We start from the raw sequence: 18,119 nt of genomic DNA, 5'->3' as shown, positions 1-18,119 counted from the left end.
GCATACTTTAAATTTAAGCTATTGATTTATTAACATCATTTAATACTTCTACAGGGTTTTGTGCCTGAGTAATCGGACGCCCTATTACTAAATAGTCACTGCCAGCTTCAATCGCGTCTTTAGGTGTCATAATACGTTTTTGATCGCCCGCATCACTGCCAGCAGGACGAATACCTGGGGTTACGAGTTTAAATTCTTTGCCTAAAGCCGCCTTTAAACTTTGTGCTTCTTGTGCAGAACAAACCACACCATCAAGCCCTGCTTGCTTTGTTAGTTTTGCTAAATGCATAACTTGCTCTTGTGGTGATTTAGTTATACCTAAACGCCCAAGCTCAGTTTCATCCATGCTGGTTAAAACGGTCACGGCAATCAATAAAGGAGCTTTATCACCAAATTGTTCGAGTGCCTGCTTTGCTTTATGCATCATTTCAAAACCACCACTTGCATGAACATTAACCATCCACACGCCCATTTTAGCTGCAGCGGTTACTGCTTTAGCAACAGTATTTGGGATATCATGAAATTTCAAATCTAAAAATACATCGAAACCTAAATCAACCAGCTCTTTAACAAATTCAGGGCCAAAATATGTGAACATTTCTTTACCCACTTTTAATCGACAGGTATCCGGTGATAACTGTTTCACAAATGCTAAAGCAGTTTGCTGATCATCATAATCAAGAGCGATAAGAATTTTTTTTGATTGTTCGAAAGACATAACTATCCTACTAGTGAGCGAAAAGTATAAAGATTAAAATCCGTCTAAGCCTCTGCTAGGCACAATGGTTTCCCAATGTTTACACGAAGGGCAATTCCAATAAATGGTGTAACTTGTAAAGCCACAATGCTGGCATTGAAAGTCAGGCTTGGTAGCAATATATGAGGTAACAAGTTTATCTATTTGATTAAGCACATCTTTGGTATTTTTATTTTCGGCGCTCATTAACTGCAGTAAAAAACTAAAGCCACGGATGGTAGGTTGACGTTTTAAACTGTCGGTTAAAAATTCAAAGGCTTGTTCAGTGTGACCTTGCTCAAGCAACGCTTGGCAATGCTGTATTTTTATCATTACCCCACCCTTATCTAATAAGTCGTTCACGAGTTCATGAAACTGATGGGTTAGTTTAAGTTGCTTATAACTATGCGCTAACTTATCAATAAATAATGGCGCAAAAAAGGTAAATTGACAGATAAGTTCTCGCCAATAATAAATTGCTTTTACGTAATCTTCTTTTGTATAGGCAGACAAACCAAGCTCATATAGAGGCCTGATTGTTTTAAAGTTTAAGCTAATAGCTTTGCGCATAAGTTGAGGATTATTACTGGTAATAGCATATTCACAATAAAAGTTTGCGATGGCTTTGAAGTGTTGTTCTTTTGAAAAAAGCTCAGTATGCGCTTCAAACATACTAATGCCTTTTTCCCATTCACGGGTCTGTGAATATAAGGAAATAATTGGCTCAAGAGCATCTTCATGGTTATTTTTTACCAGCCATATTAAATGTTCTTCTGCGCTATCGAGTAAACCTGCCATAATATAGTCTTCTGCTAATTCTAACCGACTATTGGCAGCTTGTTTTTCGTTAAGGCTTGGGTGTTTTAATAGCAATTCATGAATTTTTATTGCGCGGTCAAGCTCGCCACGGCGGCGAAACATAGTGGCTAATGTAGAATAGTGTTCTACAGAGTCAGCAGCTACTTCGAGCAAATTAATTAAATGCTCAAGCCCCTGATCTTCTTCTCTGTCCAGTAAGAACTTTAACCCTTTACTGTATTCAGAAGTGATTTCTCTATTAAATTGATGAGCCTGATTTTTCGCACTGTTTTTTCCCATGATCCAGCCATAACCGGCGGCGACAGGAAGCAGTAAAAACAACAGCTCAATCATAATTAGGTATCTTTGTTGGCAATACGCTTTTTATTATCTTTTTCAGGCGTTATTTGCTTTTTTAAACGGTAATTTTGCCACTTTAATTGCGTAAACAATTTAAAGCTCACAAAGCAACCCACTACAACACCTAACAAAAAGCAGATACTTATTATAACGGCTAAAGGTAATGTATTACTGGCTATTATGTAGTTAATTTGTGTTAATTGTGGATTTTGCGAACCCAATACAAATGCACCAATTAAAAAAAGTGCTGCCAGAATAATTTTTAATACCTTGAACAAGTAACTACTCCAATAAATTTACTAAGCAATGCTCTCGTTTACACGGTCACGTAGTTCTTTGCCTGGCTTAAAATGAGGTACATGCTTACCATCTAACTCTACAGTTTCACCTGTTTTAGGATTACGACCTGTACGAGGTGCACGGTAATGCAAAGAGAAACTTCCAAAACCTCGGATCTCAATACGATCTGAAGAAGATAATGAGCCGGCCATTTGTTCAAGAATTTCTTTAACAGCGTTCTCAACATCTTTCACAGGAATATGTGCGTGTTGTTCAGCAAGTGTTTCTATCAGTTCTGACTTAGTCATAGCGTTTCCTTAAAAGAAATAGTGGAAGGGCATAAACTGCCCTTCCAATTAAAAGACTATAATTAATTAGTCTTTTTGTGCATTTGCGAAAGCAGCTGCCATTGCGTTTTCGAACACTGGCTCTTCTTTCTTAAGCTTCTCTAGTACTTCTTTCTCTTCTGCTTCGAAAAGAGCTTTAACAGATAAGCTTAAAGTGCGGTTCTTACGATCAACACCAACGTATTTAACTTCGATTTCGTCGCCTACAGAAACAACAGTAGTTGCATCTTCAACGCGCTCTTGAGCGATATCAGCTACACGGATGTAACCTTCAACGCCTTCGATAAGTTCAACAGTTGCGCCTTTCGCATCAACTTCAGTCACTTTACCTTTAACAATAGCACCTTTTTTGTTTGCATCAAGGTAGTTATTGAATGGGTCAGCTTCGATTTGCTTAACACCTAGAGAGATACGTTCACGCTCTGGGTCAACTTGCAATACGATAGCAGTGATTTCGTCGCCTTTCTTGAATTCACGTACAGCTTCTTCGCCAGGTGTATTCCAAGAAATGTCTGAAAGGTGTACAAGACCATCAATACCACCGTCAAGACCGATAAAGATACCGAAGTCAGTGATTGATTTGATCTTACCAGTAACTTGATCGCCTTTGTTTTGTAGACGAGCAAATTCCTGCCAAGGATTAGCAATACATTGCTTAAGACCAAGAGAAATACGACGACGTTCTTCGTCGATTTCAAGAACCATAACTTCAACAGTGTCACCAAGTGAAACAACTTTTGAAGGGTGGATGTTCTTGTTAGTCCAATCCATTTCAGAAACGTGTACTAGACCTTCAACGCCTTCTTCGATTTCTACGAAGCAACCGTAATCAGTAAGGTTAGTTACACGACCAGAAAGTTTAGAGCCTTCTGGGTAACGACCAGCGATAGCTGCCCATGGATCTTCGCCAAGCTGTTTAAGACCTAGAGATACACGAGTTTTATCTTTGTCGAATTTAAGAACTTTAACTGCGATTTCGTCGCCAACATTAACGATTTCTGAAGGGTGCTTAACACGCTTCCACGCCATGTCAGTAATGTGTAGTAGGCCATCAACACCACCAAGGTCAACGAATGCACCGTAGTCAGTAAGGTTCTTAACGATACCTTTAACTTCTTGACCTTCAACAAGGTTAGCAAGAAGCTCTTCACGTTCTTGTGAGTTTTCTGATTCGATAACTGCACGACGTGAAACAACAACGTTGTTACGTTTTTGATCAAGCTTGATTACTTTAAATTCAAGCTCTTTGCCTTCAAGGTGAGTTGTGTCACGTACTGGACGAACATCAACAAGTGAACCAGGTAGGAAAGCACGGATTGAATCAACTTCAACAGTGAAACCGCCTTTAACTTTACCGTTGATAACACCAGTAACAGTCTCTTGCTCTTCACATGCTTTCTCAAGACGGATCCACGCTTCGTGACGCTTCGCTTTCTCACGAGAAAGGATAGTTTCACCGAAACCGTCTTCGATTGCATCTAGTGCAACATCTACTTCGTCGCCAACAGCAACTTCTAGTTCACCAGCAGCATTTTTGAACTGCTCTGCAGGGATAGCACTTTCTGATTTAAGACCAGCATCTACAAGTACAATGTTGTTCTCGATTGAGATTACTGTACCTTTAACGATAGAGCCTTGCTCTGCTTCAAAACCCTTTAAGCTTTCTTCAAATAACTGCGCAAAATTTTCTGACATACGAATATACGTCTCATATATTAATACCAATAAGCAACCATGCTGCATGGGGTTGTTAAAATAGCACTGGCGTCCTGCTGGTGCATAAAATGTGTTTAGCTTCGTTTAGGAAGCTTACCTTCAGAGATACTTGAATCTAATAAAGTTATAACTTTATCAAAGACTTGCTGTGCGTTGAGTTCGCTAGTATCAAGCTCAATCGCATCCTCTGCAGGTACAAGCGGCGCAACGGCGCGATTCATATCGCGATCATCACGTGCTTGAATGTCTTGTAATAGACCACTTAGTGTAACATCAAGCCCGCGCTCATTCAACTCAACAAAACGTCTGCGAGCACGTTCTTCTGCACTTGCGGTTAGAAATATCTTTAATGGCGCATCAGGAAACACAACAGTGCCCATATCGCGACCATCAGCAATTAAGCCATTTTCAGTTCTAAACGCACGCTGGCGACGAAGTAACGCTTCACGAACTCGTGGCAATGCCGCAACTTTGGACGCTGCAGCTCCCACTTCTTCATTTCGAATAGTGGTTGTTACATCTTCGCCTTCTAAAATAATCTTTCCTGCATTAGTATCACTGTCTATCAGAAACTGCACATCAAGATTTGCAGCTAGTGGAACCAGTGCTTCTTCGTTATCTAACGCAATTTGGTGATGAAGTGCTGCAAGTGAAAGTACGCGATAAATTGCACCGCTATCTAACACATCCCAGCCTAATTTTTCAGCCAATAAGCGACAAACAGTTCCTTTACCAGAACCACTTGGGCCATCTACGGTGATTACGGGCATTAATAACGCCGGCATTTAAAACCTCCTTCAATGCACACCAAAATAAACCGCCACATTATACGTCAATTATTAAAGATTATCCGCTTTTAGTATGTAACTTTTTATAAATACTTATAAATAGCCTATTTACTGACAGATGCTAACACGTTGAAAAATGTTGGGAATGTCTTATAAGTACAGGCCGGATCGTTAATCGTGATTGGCTTACCCCCTACCGCCACCATTGCAAAGCACATGGCAATACGGTGGTCATCATAGGTATCTACAGCCACATTATTAAATTGTTTTGGCGGTGTGATCTCAATAAAGTCATGCCCTTCAACTACTTCAGCCCCTACTTTTTTAAGCTCAGTAGCCATAGCGTGTAAACGGTCAGTTTCTTTTACTCGCCAGTTATAAATGTTGCGAATTGCCGTTGGCCCTTTTGCAAACAAGGCAACTGTAGCCAGGGTCATTGCAGCATCAGGTATTGCATTCGCATCAATATCAATACCGTTAAGCTCACCTTTACGAACAACTAAACGTTCGTCATACCAATCAATTTTTGCACCTACTTGCTCCATAACATTAGCAAAACCAATATCACCTTGAACTGATTTAGCACCGACGCCTTTAATTTCTATTTCGCCGCCGGCAATTGCTGCAGCAGCAATAAAGTAAGAAGCAGATGAAGCATCCCCTTCGACCATAATTCGCTCAACGGCTTGATACTGCTGTGCACCTTTTACAAAAAAAGTACTGTAATTATCATGCTCAACGGTAACACCAAAACGCGCCATTACATCAAGAGTAATATCAATGTAAGGCTTAGACACTAACGTGCCTTTAATTTTAATTTGAGTATCACCTTTAAATAACGGTGCAGCCATAAGAAGCGCAGTTAAAAATTGGCTTGAAATACTACCGTCAATTTCGACTTCACCACCTGCTATTTGCCCACCAACAATTTTAAGCGGCGGATAATCTTTATTTTTTAAATAACTAACATTACCACCTAAGGCTTGCAGTGCATCAACTAAGTGGCCAATTGGTCGCTCTTCCATACGTGGCTCACCAATTAACTCATACTCCCCAGCAATCGCTGCAAGCACGGCCGTTAAAGGACGGTATGCTGTACCTGCATTACCTAAAAACAGTGCTTCAGTTGGCGTTTTAAATACGCCACCTACACCTTCTACGGTCGCGATGGTTCGCTCATCATTAAGTGTCACATTCACACCGAGCTGCGCTAAGGCGCCCAACATATGACGAATATCATCACTGTCTAATAAGTTTTCTACAACCGTAGTGCCGTTTGATAGTGCAGCCAATAATAGAATGCGATTTGACAAGCTTTTCGAACCCGGCAGAGTAACACTGCCATTAACCTGTGAAATAGGCGCTAAAGAAAGTTGCTCCATTAGCTGTTCTCCTTTGCGAAAGCCGCCATAAAATCAACTAATGCTTTAACTCCTTCCAGTGGCATTGCGTTATAAATACTCGCGCGCATACCGCCAACAATACGGTGCCCTTCAAGCGCTAATAAGCCCGCTTCTGTTGACTCTTTAACAAACTTATCATTTAGGCTTTCATCAACTAACCAAAAAGGCACATTCATACGTGAACGACAATGTTTTGCTACCTTGTTGGTGTAAAAATCAGACTCATCGATAAAGTCATAAAGCAGCTGCGCTTTGACAGTATTATGTGTTTCCATGGCTTTAACACCACCATTTTGCTCAAGCCATTCAAATACTTCAGCTGCTAAATACCATGCAAATGTAGGTGGAGTGTTAAACATACTGCCTTGTTTTGCTTCAAGTGCGTAATCTAAAATACCTGGCTTAGCTAGCCCTTCACGCTCAAGTAGCGTTTTACGAACAATTACGATAGCAATACCCGATGGGCCGATATTCTTTTGAGCACCTGCGTAGATTAAATCAAATTGATTAACGTCAATTTCGCGCGATAGAATAGTCGACGACATATCGGCGACAATCGGTGCTGTTGGGTGACTGGGTACATCAAAAATCTCTAGACCATCTACAGTTTCATTTGGGCAATAATGAATATATGCAGCATCGGCTGGTAAAACCCAATCGGCTACCTGCTTGATAGAAAATAAGCCATTATCGTCATTACGTACGTCAATAGTGTGAGTTTGAGTAAACTTATCAGCTTCGCTAGTTGCACTTTTTGACCACACGCCATTTTCACAATACACCGCTTTTTTTCCATCAACGTGGAGGTTTAAAGGTACGGCACTAAATTGACCTCGACCACCGCCGTGCATAAACAGCACTTCAAACTCATCACTAATATTCATTAAGCGACGTAGACTAGCTTCACACTTAGCCGTTAATGCTAAAAATTCTTTACTGCGATGGCTCATTTCCATTACTGAAACGCCAAGCCCTTGCCAGTCTAAAAACTCTTTTTGTGCTTTTTGCATGACAGCCGGTGGTAACATTGCAGGACCCGCACAAAAATTATAAATACTCATTACCTTTTCCTCATTCCAGTAATTTACTGTTTAACTTGAACTAATACCAATCCGCAATAATACTTAATCATTTTACGGGGCTAAACGTGTCGCTACCTGCGTTAAAAAATTCTCATTTAAACAACTAAATAGCAAATTTTTTGCCTAGCTATCAACACGTTTTTCCAGCCTTAAAATAGACCACTTAATTAAGTGAATTGGTATTAAACTAATTCAAGTGTCTTTAGTTTTTTTCAACCACATAAAAAAAGCGGCCAAGGCCGCTTTTTTCAATCTCAATTATTCTGAAGGAGGATTGTCATCCGCTACTTCATCTATAACCGTATCTACTGTTTCAACGTCTTCGATATCAATCAAGTCACTTTCAGTCACTTCAATCTCTTCTATACGTTGTAAACCAACTACTTGCTCTTCGTCAATAGTTCTGATCAAAATAACACCTTGGGTGTTACGTCCAACCGTAGAAACTTCATTAACGCGAGTTCGTACTAAGGTACCACGATTCGAAATAATCATTATTTCGTCGTTGTCATCAACTTGAACAGCACCAACAACGGCACCATTACGCTCACTCACCTTAATTGATACAACACCTTGTGTTGCACGACTCTTAGATGGGTAGTCTTCAAGTTGAGTACGCTTGCCGTAACCATTTTCTGTTACTGTTAATATTGCACCATCATTCTTAGGTACAATCAGTGATACAACACGTTGTTCGTCTGGCATCTTAATACCACGAACACCTGTTGCAGTACGACCCATAGGGCGTACACCTTTGAAGCGAATCTCAGGCTTACCTTCTTCATCAAGAACAGGGTTACCATTTTCATCAACTACCGTGGTTTCTTCAGCTTCTTTAAAGCGTACAACTTTACCCGCATCAGTGAACAACATAATTTCGTTGCTACCATCGGTAATATCAACACCAATTAAGCTATCACCTTCGTTTAAGTTAACGGCAATAATACCGCTAGCACGTTGACGGCTGTATGCAGTCAATGGTGTTTTCTTAACCGTACCAAATGCTGTCGCCATAAAGATGTATTTATCATCTTCATAATCGCGTACCGGCAAAATAGCAGTAATACGTTCATCTGCTTCAAGCGGTAATAAGTTAACAATTGGCTTACCGCGCGCTGCGCGACTTGCAAGTGGTAACTGATACACTTTAAGCCAATATAATCGACCCGCAGTAGAGAAACATAAAATAGTATCGTGCGTATTGGCAACAAGTAGACGTTCAATGAAATCTTCATCTTTCATCTTGGTTGCTGACTTGCCTTTACCACCACGACGCTGCGCTTCGTAATCACTTAACGCTTGATACTTAACGTACCCTTCGTGTGATAAGGTCACAACCACGTTCTCTTCGTTAATTAAGTCTTCAAGGCTAATATCGTGTGCAGCTGCATTAATTTCAGTGCGGCGCTCATCACCATATTGTTCTTTAATTTCAACTAACTCATCACGAATAACTTCCATTAAACGTTCCGGACTTGCCAAAATGAATAATAGTTCAGCAATTAGGTCTAGTAACGATTGGTATTCAGTAAGAATTTTTTCGTGTTCAAGACCTGTTAGTTTATGCAAACGTAAGTCTAGTATTGCTTGAGCTTGTTGCTCAGAAATATAGTACTGACCATCACGAATACCAAGATCGCTTGCTAGCCAATCTGGGCGGGCAACATTGTCTTCACCTGCTTTATCAAGCATGGCTTTAACATTACCTAATTCCCAAGGACGCGCTGTTAGTGCAACTTTTGCTTCAGCAGGTGTTGGTGACTTACGAATAAGTTCGATAATTGGGTCAATATTTGCCAGTGCAATCGCTAAACCTTCTAGCGTGTGCGCACGGTCGCGGGCTTTGCGTAAATCAAATACCGTACGACGGGTAACAACTTCACGACGGTGAATAATAAATTCTTCAAGCATTTCTTTTAAGTTGAAACACTTAGGTTGGTTATTAATTAACGCAACCATATTCATACCAAACACAGTTTGTAACTGAGTTTGTGAATAAAGGTTGTTCAAAATAACTTCACCTACGTCACCACGTTTGATCTCGATAACGATACGCATACCGTCTTTATCTGATTCATCACGTAATGCGCTGATCCCTTCAATTTTTTTATCTTTAACTAGCTCAGCAATTTTTTCAATCAAACGGGCTTTGTTAACTTGGTAAGGGATTTCATGAACAATAATCGTTTCGCGGCCAGTTTTCTCATCAGTTTCAATCTCAGCACGCGCACGCATGTACACTTTACCACGACCGGTTTGATAGGCTTGTTCAATGCCTTTTTTACCATTAATAATGGCCGCAGTTGGGAAATCAGGCCCTGGGATGTAATCCATTAACTCAGTAATAGTTAATTCAGGGTTTTGAATAAGCGCTAAACAGCCATTCACTACTTCTGTTAAGTTGTGTGGCGGGATATTTGTCGCCATACCAACAGCAATACCTGACGAACCATTAACTAACAGGTTAGGTATTTTAGTCGGTAACACATCAGGAATTTGTTCTGTGCCGTCGTAGTTAGGCACAAAATCAACCGTTTCTTTTTCAAGATCGGCTAATAATTCGTGCGACATTTTTGCCATACGTACTTCTGTATAACGCATTGCCGCTGCTGAATCACCATCAACCGAACCAAAGTTACCCTGACCATCAACTAGCATATAACGTAGTGAGAATGGCTGAGCCATACGTACGATGGTGTCATAAACTGCACTGTCGCCGTGTGGGTGGTATTTACCGATTACGTCACCGACCACACGGGCCGATTTTTTGTAAGGCTTGTTCCAGTCATTACTAAGCTCGTTCATTGCAAACAAGACGCGGCGGTGAACAGGTTTTAAACCGTCACGTACGTCTGGTAATGCACGTCCTACAATTACACTCATGGCGTAATCTAAGTAGGAGTTTTTTAACTCGTCTTCAATATTGACTGGCAGAATTTCATTGGCGAGATCAGTCATTTGATATCACATTCCTTCAGTATCAGCTCTTAACAACCCAGTATTAGGTATTAAGAGTGTTTGTTATTATTTCTAAGCAACCATGCTATCACAATTAATTTTAATTTACAGGCGCAAAACTTTGCGATTTATCAATTTAGCCCTATATAATGGCCTCAGATTGACGAGGAAGTATTTTATGACCGAACATCAAAATGTAGATAACGCAGAAATAGCAAAGTTTGAAGCCATCGCAGAGCGTTGGTGGGATTTAGAAGGCGAATTTAAGCCGCTTCACGAAATTAATCCATTACGATTAGATTTTATCGCTGACAAAACTAAAGGATTATTTGACAAAGAAACCCTCGATGTAGGATGTGGCGGCGGTATTTTAAGTCACAGCATGGCGCGAATGGGTGCAAAGGTAACAGGTATCGATATGGGGCAAGAGCCTTTAACTGTCGCTAAGTTACACAGTTTAGAAACAAGTGTACCCGTTGAATATATAAAAGTACCTGCTGAACAATTTGCTGATGAGCACCCTGAGCGCTTTGATGTGATTACTTGCATGGAAATGTTAGAGCACGTTCCCGACCCTGCTTCTATTATTCATGCGGTCGCTAAATTAGCAAAACCTGGGGCGGATGTATTCTTCTCTACCCTTAATAAAACCCCTAAAGCTTATTTATACGCTATTGTCGGTGCAGAAAAACTGTTAAAAATGGTGCCTGAAGGTACCCATGACCATAAAAAGTTTATTAAACCTGCGCAATTAATCGCATGGGCAGAACAAGCAGGCTTGAAGGTACGTGCCAGTGCAGGATTAAGTTACAACCCACTTTCAAAGCAATATACGGTTAATGATGACGTCAGCGTAAATTATATGCTGCACTTTGAGAAGTTAGCGTAATGGCAAGCTTGCAAACACCTACTAGCCCAATTGAATATCAAGCATTGCTGTTTGACTTAGATGGCACTTTACTCGATACCGCTGATGATTTAGGCGCCGCGCTAAATAGTGTGCTGCATAATCATCAACAGCCCTTAGTGGGCAGTGATATATATCGACCCGCAGCTTCAAATGGCGCAGCAGCATTACTTGCTGCTGGTTTTAAAGAAGCTTGGGCGCAACAACCGCAAGAGCAACTTTTAGCAGAGCTAGTTGCACACTACGCTGCCAATATTGCCACCCATACCCAATGCTTTGTAGGTATAGAACAGTTACTCATTGCCCTTGATAATAAAGGGATCCCGTGGGGCATTATGACAAATAAGCCTGGCTTTTTAACCGATCCTTTAGTCGAGGCGATTCCTGCATTAAAAAATGCTCAAATTGTGATAAGTGGTGATACATTAGCTGAATCTAAGCCCTCACCCCTTCCTTTATTACATTGTGCTGAGCAAATGAGTGTTGATCCTTCGCGCTGCCTATATATAGGTGATGCACAGCGAGATATACAAGCAGGTAAAGCTGCGAATATGCACACCGCTACCGCACTGTGGGGATATGTACCGAGTATAGACGAAGCATTGGCTTGGAATGCAGATTTTAATTGGCATAGCCCTATAGATGCATTCAACCACATATAGTGCCATGTTAATTAATAAACACTACATATTGTGATTGTGTTAGTTTTTACGCAAAGCTTGATGATAAAAAAAGCAGACGAAATTTATTTTTAAAAAGCGTAAATTTAATCTTTCCTTAGTTGATTTTTACAAATTTCAACTTAACCGAATGATCAAAGGTTAATGCCTACTAACACAATTACGTTATCCCAACGTTATCCACAATGAGAGCGGTTTCTGTCCCTTGCAAAAGATCACAGACCACACTATCTTGTGATCTCTAATTTGAACAACACCAGATATTGTGGCTAAATGTTATTCGATTAAATTTACCTATGCGGTGGAAATAACAATAAAAGAATAGGCACTGGGCGTTTTAAGTGCACTCATTGGTCAAAAATATTTAATTCCCAAGGAATACAGGCAAAACTATGAACCAACAGTTATCTGTAAGCAAACGTGACGGCCGTAAAGAGCCGCTTGATCTAGACAAGATCCATCGCGTTATTGAATGGGCCGCCGAAGGTTTAAACAACGTTTCGGTTTCACAAGTTGAACTTAAATCGCATATTCAATTTTATGACGGTATTCGTACTAAAGATATTCATGAGACGATTATCAAAGCCGCTGCGGATCAGATCTCAAAAGAATCACCTGATTATCAGTATCTTGCTGCTCGTTTAGCTGTATTCCATTTACGTAAAAAAGCGTATGGCCAATTTGAGCCACCGCGCCTTTTTGACCACGTTACTGACATGGTTGAACAAAAACGCTACGACGCACATTTGCTTGTTGATTACACAGAGCAAGAACTTGATGAATTAGATGCTTACTTAGATCATTCACGCGATCTTAACTTTAGCTACGCAGCAGTAAAACAGCTTGAAGGTAAATACCTAGTTCAAAACCGTGTAACCGGTGAAATTTACGAAAGTGCACAGTTTTTATATATATTAGTTGCGGCAAGCTTATTCTCAGATTACCCACGTGAAACGCGTATTGATTACATCAAACGTTTTTACGATGCGGTCTCATTATTTAAAATTTCTTTACCTACACCAATTATGTCGGGTGTACGTACACCAACGCGCCAATTTAGCTCATGTGTACTGATTGAGTGTGGCGACAGCTTAGATTCAATTAACGCGACATCATCAGCGATTGTTAAATACGTTTCTCAACGTGCCGGTATTGGTATTAATGCCGGACGTATTCGTGCATTAGGTAGCCCTATTCGTAACGGCGAAGCGTACCACACAGGTTGTATTCCTTTTTATAAGCATTTTCAAACAGCCGTTAAAAGTTGTTCGCAAGGCGGTGTACGTGGCGGAGCCGCTACTTTATTCTACCCGCTTTGGCATTTAGAAGTAGAAAACCTACTGGTACTTAAAAACAACCGTGGTGTTGATGATAACCGCGTACGTCACCTAGACTACGGCGTACAGTTTAATAAATTAATGTATTCGCGTTTAATTAAAGACGATTACATTACCTTATTTAGCCCTTCAGACGTGCCGGGCCTTTACGACGCATTCTTTGAAGATCAAGACGAATTTGATGCACTTTACGTAAAGTATGAACAAGACGAGTCAATTCGTAAAAAACGTATTAAAGCCATTGAACTGTTTTCTATGTTTGCTCAAGAACGTGCCAGCACCGGTCGTATTTACTTACAAAATGTTGACCACTGTAATACACATAGCCCATTTATTTCGAAAGTGGCGCCTATTCGTCAATCTAACTTATGTTTAGAAATTGCATTACCGACTAAGCCACTGAACAATGTAAATGATGAAGAAGGTGAAATTGCCTTATGTACCTTGTCTGCATTTAACTTAGGCGCGATTGAGTCACTGGATGAATTAGAAGAGTTAGCTGAGCTTGCAGTACGTGCACTAGATAACTTACTTGATTTCCAAGACTACCCAGTACCGGCGGCAAAAAATGCCACTATGGGACGTCGTACCCTAGGGATAGGTGTGATTAACTACGCCTACTACTTAGCTAAAAACGGTAAGCGTTACTCAGATGGCAGCGCAAATGCACTCACGCATAAAACATTTGAAGCGATTCAGTACTACTTAATGAAAGCATCTAATGAGCTGGCAAAAGAGCGTGGAGCATGTCCTAAATTTAACGAAACTACGTACTCACAAGGTATTATGCCAACAGATACGTATAAGCGTGATTTAGATAAAATTTGTGATGAACCACTGCACCTTGATTGGGATACGTTACGTGCCAACATTAAAGAGCACGGTATGCGTAACTCAACGCTGAGCGCATTAATGCCATCAGAAACATCATCGCAAATCTCAAATGCAACCAATGGTATTGAGCCACCACGTGGCCATATTAGTGTTAAAGCAAGTAAAGATGGTATTTTAAAGCAAGTTGTTCCTGAGTACGAACGCCTTAAAGATAACTATGAGTTACTGTGGGATATTCCATCAAACGATGGTTACTTACAATTAGTAGGCATAATGCAGAAATTTATCGACCAAACAATTTCAGCAAATACTAATTATGATCCAAACAGATACGAAGGCGGTAGAGTACCTATGAAAGTCTTACTAAAAGACTTACTCGGTGCCTACAAGTTAGGTGTTAAAACACTGTATTACCATAATACCCGCGATGGCGCATCAGATGCTCAAGAAGACACTCCAGAAGTGGAAGATGATGATTGTGCAGGCGGCGCGTGTAAAATTTAATAGTTAAACTTAAAGCGGGCGCCCTGCCCGCTTTGTCCTGATAGTTTTAGTGATAGTTTTTTGAGTGATAAACATGTCTTATACTACTTTTAGCAGAAACCATAATAACCAAATGCAAGAGCCAATGTTTTTTGGTCAAACCGTTAACGTGTCACGTTACGATCAACAAAAATACCCTATTTTTGAAAAACTAATAGAAAAACAATTGTCTTTCTTTTGGCGACCTGAAGAAGTTGATGTAAGTAAAGACCGTTTAGACTTTCAAGCGCTTCCCGATCACGAGAAGCACATATTTTTAAGCAACTTAAAATATCAAACGCTGCTTGATAGTGTTCAAGGTCGTTCGCCTAACGTAGCGCTATTACCGATTGTGTCTATTCCTGAGCTAGAAACATGGATTGAGACATGGGCGTTTAGTGAAACTATTCATAGTCGTTCGTACACCCATATTATTCGTAACGTAACCCAAGCACCTGAACTCATTTTTGATGACATTGTTAGCAATGACAAAATAAGTGAGCGTGCCGATGCGGTAACTACTTATTATGATGACCTAATCAATTCTGTATCGCTTTACAACCTATACGGTGAAGGCAAACACGAAATTAATGGCCAAACCGTGGTAGTTAATTTATTTGAGCTGAAAAAGAAATTGTACCTGGCAATGATGTCAGTGAACATTTTAGAAGCCATTCGCTTTTATGTGAGCTTTGCTTGCTCATTTGCGTTTGCCGAGCGTGAATTGATGGAAGGTAATGCTAAAATTATAAAGCTTATTGCCCGTGATGAAGCACTCCACCTTTCAGGTACTCAGCATATTTTAAATATCATGCAAGATGGTAAAGATGACCCTGAAATGGCGATTGTTGCCGCACAGTGCCGTGAAGAAGCAATTAAAATGTTTGTTGAAGCCGCAGAGCAAGAAAAAGAATGGGCCGAGTACCTATTTAAAGATGGCTCGATGATTGGTTTGAATAAACACATTCTATGTCAATATGTTGAGTACATTACCAATGCGCGTATGACCGCGATTGGTCTGCCTGCACAGTTTGAAAATAACAGTAACCCTATTCCATGGATCAACTCATGGTTAGTGTCAGATAACGTGCAAGTTGCTCCTCAAGAGGCCGAAATAAGCTCATACTTAGTTGGTCAGATTGACTCACAAGTAGATGCCGATGAATTTGGTGACTTTGATTTATAATGACTGATAGAACCACTGCAAGTATCACACTTGCAGATAACAGCCAGCGCATTGATTTTGCCGCTGGCTGCCCTTCTCTTTTACATTGCCTAGAATCGAATAAGATTGATGCCGCTTACCAATGCCGTGAGGGATATTGCGGTGCGTGTCGAGCAACACTTGTCTCTGGTGAAGTTAATTACAATGAAGAGCCGTTAGCGTTTGTTCGCGATGGTGAAATACTCTTGTGTTGCTGCAAACCAAATGGTGATATCAGTATTAATTTAAAGTAAGTAACTCACATTAAGCGTATTTAACAGCACTAGAATAATATATAACAGCTAGGTTTGTACCAAACCTGTATGCCGTGTTTTTAAACTCAAACACGCCTACTAGTACAGTGTTATTTACTCTGAATATTTTGCAGGCACAAATCGGTAATGACCCGTAATTGTATACGCAAAAAGCATATCGCTCATTTCTGGTCCACGACCAATATTATGCACAATAAGCGGGTTGCCGCTGCCCTGCGCTATTTCATTAACGACCATACCGATATGCGGTAAATTACCTGGCAGCATCCAAGTAACTATGTCACCGGCTTTATAATCCTCTGCATTAAGCGATTTAGTTAACACTTTTGCATGGCGCTCAAAGTAAACTTGTAAGTTAGGCACACGTCGATGATCAATATTTTTATCTGGCTTGGTTAATCCCCAAATACGCTTAGAAGGATATGCACGAAAATTGTTCTGCATGTCTTCGTGTACTAACTTTTGCAAATCAACACCAAGCTGCCGGTACGACCTAATTAAAACATCGGTACACACACCAATATTAGCGGGCACATCACCACCTGGATACTCAAGTTGATGATAGGCACCATCGTAAGTTACTGGTTGTGTTGTTCTATAGATTAATGCATTAACGATATCATCATCAAAAGAGCTCGCCTGCACATGAAAAGTAAATAGAGCTAGTGAATAAAACAAAAAACGTGACATATAAATTCCTTTTATAATAGTAATTAACTAAAGCTGTTGCGTAATGTAGTCAGGAATATTAAATTTATTTCCATTACTGGTATAGTGCGCATCAAGTTTATAGGCCATTTTTTCAAGTGGAGCATCATTGTAACCACAGGTTTGGATTTCATTGATGTAACGCATTATAAAAGCGTGCGCACCGAGTTCACGCCATTGAACTACATGAACAAGCTCATGAAAATGCACTCTTAAATTATGCACAGCGTTAGGTAGTATATAATATGTATTTTTATAGGTTATTCCAGCTACATCCATATCAATAAAATTGCTTAAACCAAGTTCACGTAAACTTGTAAAGTCAGGTTTAGGAATTTTATCAACAACTACATAAAATGCAGTTTTCAAAAATTCATTTGGGTAAAAGCCCTCAAACTCGCTAGCAAATTTTTCACAGCATATTCTTTGATTTGCATATTCGCTATTCGTTTTATCAATCCATTGTTCTATTTGCGCTAGCATTTTTTCTCCAAAAAATTACTCGGTAAGTTATTTATAAGTATTTTATGAAGTTGAACTTTATCTTCTTCATAAAAAAGCGCCAAGTGTAAACTACTGGCGCTGATTATTAATAATCACTATAAAGTTTCCTAACCTTCTTCTTCAACCAGTGACTCTAATAGCTCATGGATCTCTGACTTTAATTCTTTGTCTTCAATTTTATTCGCACTGACTTTTGCATCTTGTAGATTTTTAATCGCCGCTTCTTTATCACCCAGCTCAAGCTGCAAAGTAGCCATAGAAAATGCAACCGACGACATATGATCTTTGTTATTAATTTCTATCGACTTCTGCAACGCTTTTTCGTAAGTCTCAATAGCGTCTTCTAGCTCTTCGGTAAAATCTGCTAGAGTTTCCCACTGTACAGGGTGATCTTTAGCGGTATTTTCGTTTTCAATACAAATTGCTTTGAGCTCTGCATATAAAGATTCAAACTGTTTAGTATCATTTTTATTGGCAGCTGCCATCAACTTTTCTGCTAAATCGTGAACCGCTTTGTATACTTTAGTATTCATAATTACTCGCTACCTTAATTAATGCGCCTATTTAATTTTTTACAGCGCTGTGTCAGAAACCTATTATCTAATAATACATTATTATTAAGCGCCGCGTTGTTACAAAAGTAGTATAAGCAACAAAAAGCACTGTTTAGTTTATTGACAC

17 protein-coding genes are annotated in these 18,119 nt (G+C 39.9%); 5 read left to right on the top strand and 12 right to left on the bottom strand.

Going from position 1 to position 18,119, the window contains the following annotated elements; translation table 11 throughout:
* Positions 1 to 13: 13 nt before the first annotated feature.
* The 9 genes from pyrF to gyrA all read right to left on the bottom strand — a co-directional run bounded on the left by pyrF (position 14) and on the right by gyrA (position 10,467).
* On the bottom strand, positions 14 to 718 hold the full coding sequence (gene pyrF, locus FLM54_RS07420) for an orotidine-5'-phosphate decarboxylase (protein WP_138608482.1): 705 nt from the start codon (positions 716 to 718) through the stop codon (positions 14 to 16).
* Positions 719 to 751: 33 nt separating this feature from the next.
* Entirely contained in the window at positions 752 to 1,888 is a 1,137-nt protein-coding gene (gene lapB, locus FLM54_RS07415) for a lipopolysaccharide assembly protein LapB (RefSeq protein ID WP_138608484.1), read from the bottom strand.
* 2 nt (positions 1,889 to 1,890) lie between these two features.
* Positions 1,891 to 2,172 carry a lipopolysaccharide assembly protein LapA domain-containing protein gene (locus FLM54_RS07410; protein ID WP_138608486.1) on the bottom strand — a complete coding sequence of 94 codons (282 nt, stop codon included), beginning with the start codon at positions 2,170 to 2,172 and terminating at the stop codon, positions 1,891 to 1,893.
* A gap of 21 nt (positions 2,173 to 2,193) precedes the next feature.
* Complete coding sequence (gene ihfB, locus FLM54_RS07405; protein WP_024600987.1) at positions 2,194 to 2,481, bottom strand: integration host factor subunit beta; 288 nt, start codon at positions 2,479 to 2,481, stop codon at positions 2,194 to 2,196.
* A gap of 66 nt (positions 2,482 to 2,547) precedes the next feature.
* Complete coding sequence (gene rpsA / locus FLM54_RS07400; protein ID WP_002961176.1) at positions 2,548 to 4,215, bottom strand: 30S ribosomal protein S1; 1,668 nt, start codon at positions 4,213 to 4,215, stop codon at positions 2,548 to 2,550.
* A gap of 95 nt (positions 4,216 to 4,310) precedes the next feature.
* A complete protein-coding gene (cmk, locus tag FLM54_RS07395) occupies positions 4,311 to 5,021 on the bottom strand; it encodes a (d)CMP kinase (protein WP_010389925.1) in 711 nt (236 codons plus the stop codon).
* Positions 5,022 to 5,128: 107 nt separating this feature from the next.
* Positions 5,129 to 6,406 carry a 3-phosphoshikimate 1-carboxyvinyltransferase gene (gene aroA, locus FLM54_RS07390; RefSeq protein WP_178956034.1) on the bottom strand — a complete coding sequence of 426 codons (1,278 nt, stop codon included), beginning with the start codon at positions 6,404 to 6,406 and terminating at the stop codon, positions 5,129 to 5,131.
* Entirely contained in the window at positions 6,406 to 7,488 is a 1,083-nt protein-coding gene (gene serC / locus FLM54_RS07385) for a 3-phosphoserine/phosphohydroxythreonine transaminase (RefSeq protein WP_178956033.1), read from the bottom strand. The genes aroA and serC overlap by 1 nt, the downstream gene beginning before the upstream one ends.
* A 279-nt stretch (positions 7,489 to 7,767) precedes the next feature.
* Positions 7,768 to 10,467, bottom strand: a complete 2,700-nt coding sequence (gene gyrA, locus FLM54_RS07380; protein ID WP_178956032.1) for a DNA topoisomerase (ATP-hydrolyzing) subunit A — start codon at positions 10,465 to 10,467, stop codon at positions 7,768 to 7,770.
* Positions 10,468 to 10,645: 178 nt separating this feature from the next.
* Here gyrA and ubiG point away from each other — a divergent pair, with 178 nt between their 5' ends.
* The 5 genes from ubiG (at position 10,646) to yfaE (ending at position 16,205) form a co-directional block, all read left to right on the top strand.
* Positions 10,646 to 11,356: a bifunctional 2-polyprenyl-6-hydroxyphenol methylase/3-demethylubiquinol 3-O-methyltransferase UbiG gene (ubiG, locus tag FLM54_RS07375; RefSeq protein ID WP_054200873.1), complete on the top strand. Its 711-nt coding sequence runs from the start codon at positions 10,646 to 10,648 to the stop codon at positions 11,354 to 11,356.
* A complete protein-coding gene (locus FLM54_RS07370) occupies positions 11,356 to 12,036 on the top strand; it encodes an HAD family hydrolase (protein ID WP_178956031.1) in 681 nt (226 codons plus the stop codon). Before ubiG ends, FLM54_RS07370 begins: the two co-directional genes overlap by 1 nt.
* A 410-nt stretch (positions 12,037 to 12,446) precedes the next feature.
* Entirely contained in the window at positions 12,447 to 14,729 is a 2,283-nt protein-coding gene (gene nrdA / locus FLM54_RS07365; RefSeq protein ID WP_138608496.1) for a class 1a ribonucleoside-diphosphate reductase subunit alpha, read from the top strand.
* 73 nt (positions 14,730 to 14,802) lie between these two features.
* Complete coding sequence (gene nrdB / locus FLM54_RS07360) at positions 14,803 to 15,933, top strand: class Ia ribonucleoside-diphosphate reductase subunit beta (protein WP_138608498.1); 1,131 nt, start codon at positions 14,803 to 14,805, stop codon at positions 15,931 to 15,933.
* The gene (yfaE, locus tag FLM54_RS07355; RefSeq protein WP_076919572.1) at positions 15,933 to 16,205 is read left to right on the top strand and encodes a class I ribonucleotide reductase maintenance protein YfaE; all 273 of its coding nucleotides are present in this window, start codon (positions 15,933 to 15,935) and stop codon (positions 16,203 to 16,205) included. Before nrdB ends, yfaE begins: the two co-directional genes overlap by 1 nt.
* A 114-nt stretch (positions 16,206 to 16,319) precedes the next feature.
* Here the strand turns inward: yfaE and FLM54_RS07350 are convergent, their stop codons facing one another.
* From FLM54_RS07350 to FLM54_RS07340, 3 genes are all read right to left on the bottom strand, one after another.
* Positions 16,320 to 16,916 carry a DUF1287 domain-containing protein gene (locus FLM54_RS07350; protein WP_178956030.1) on the bottom strand — a complete coding sequence of 199 codons (597 nt, stop codon included), beginning with the start codon at positions 16,914 to 16,916 and terminating at the stop codon, positions 16,320 to 16,322.
* A 27-nt stretch (positions 16,917 to 16,943) separates the two neighbouring features.
* Positions 16,944 to 17,417 (bottom strand): hypothetical protein, encoded by a 474-nt coding sequence (locus tag FLM54_RS07345; RefSeq protein ID WP_178956029.1) that lies wholly within the window; start codon positions 17,415 to 17,417, stop codon positions 16,944 to 16,946.
* A gap of 128 nt (positions 17,418 to 17,545) precedes the next feature.
* Complete coding sequence (locus FLM54_RS07340; RefSeq protein WP_010389912.1) at positions 17,546 to 17,971, bottom strand: tetratricopeptide repeat protein; 426 nt, start codon at positions 17,969 to 17,971, stop codon at positions 17,546 to 17,548.
* Between the last annotated feature and the right edge of the window lie 148 nt (positions 17,972 to 18,119).

This window comes from Pseudoalteromonas sp. Scap25, assembly GCF_013394125.1.
In the GTDB taxonomy this organism is placed as follows: Bacteria; Pseudomonadota; Gammaproteobacteria; order Enterobacterales; family Alteromonadaceae; genus Pseudoalteromonas.
This window is presented reverse-complemented; position numbering and strand designations above follow the sequence as displayed.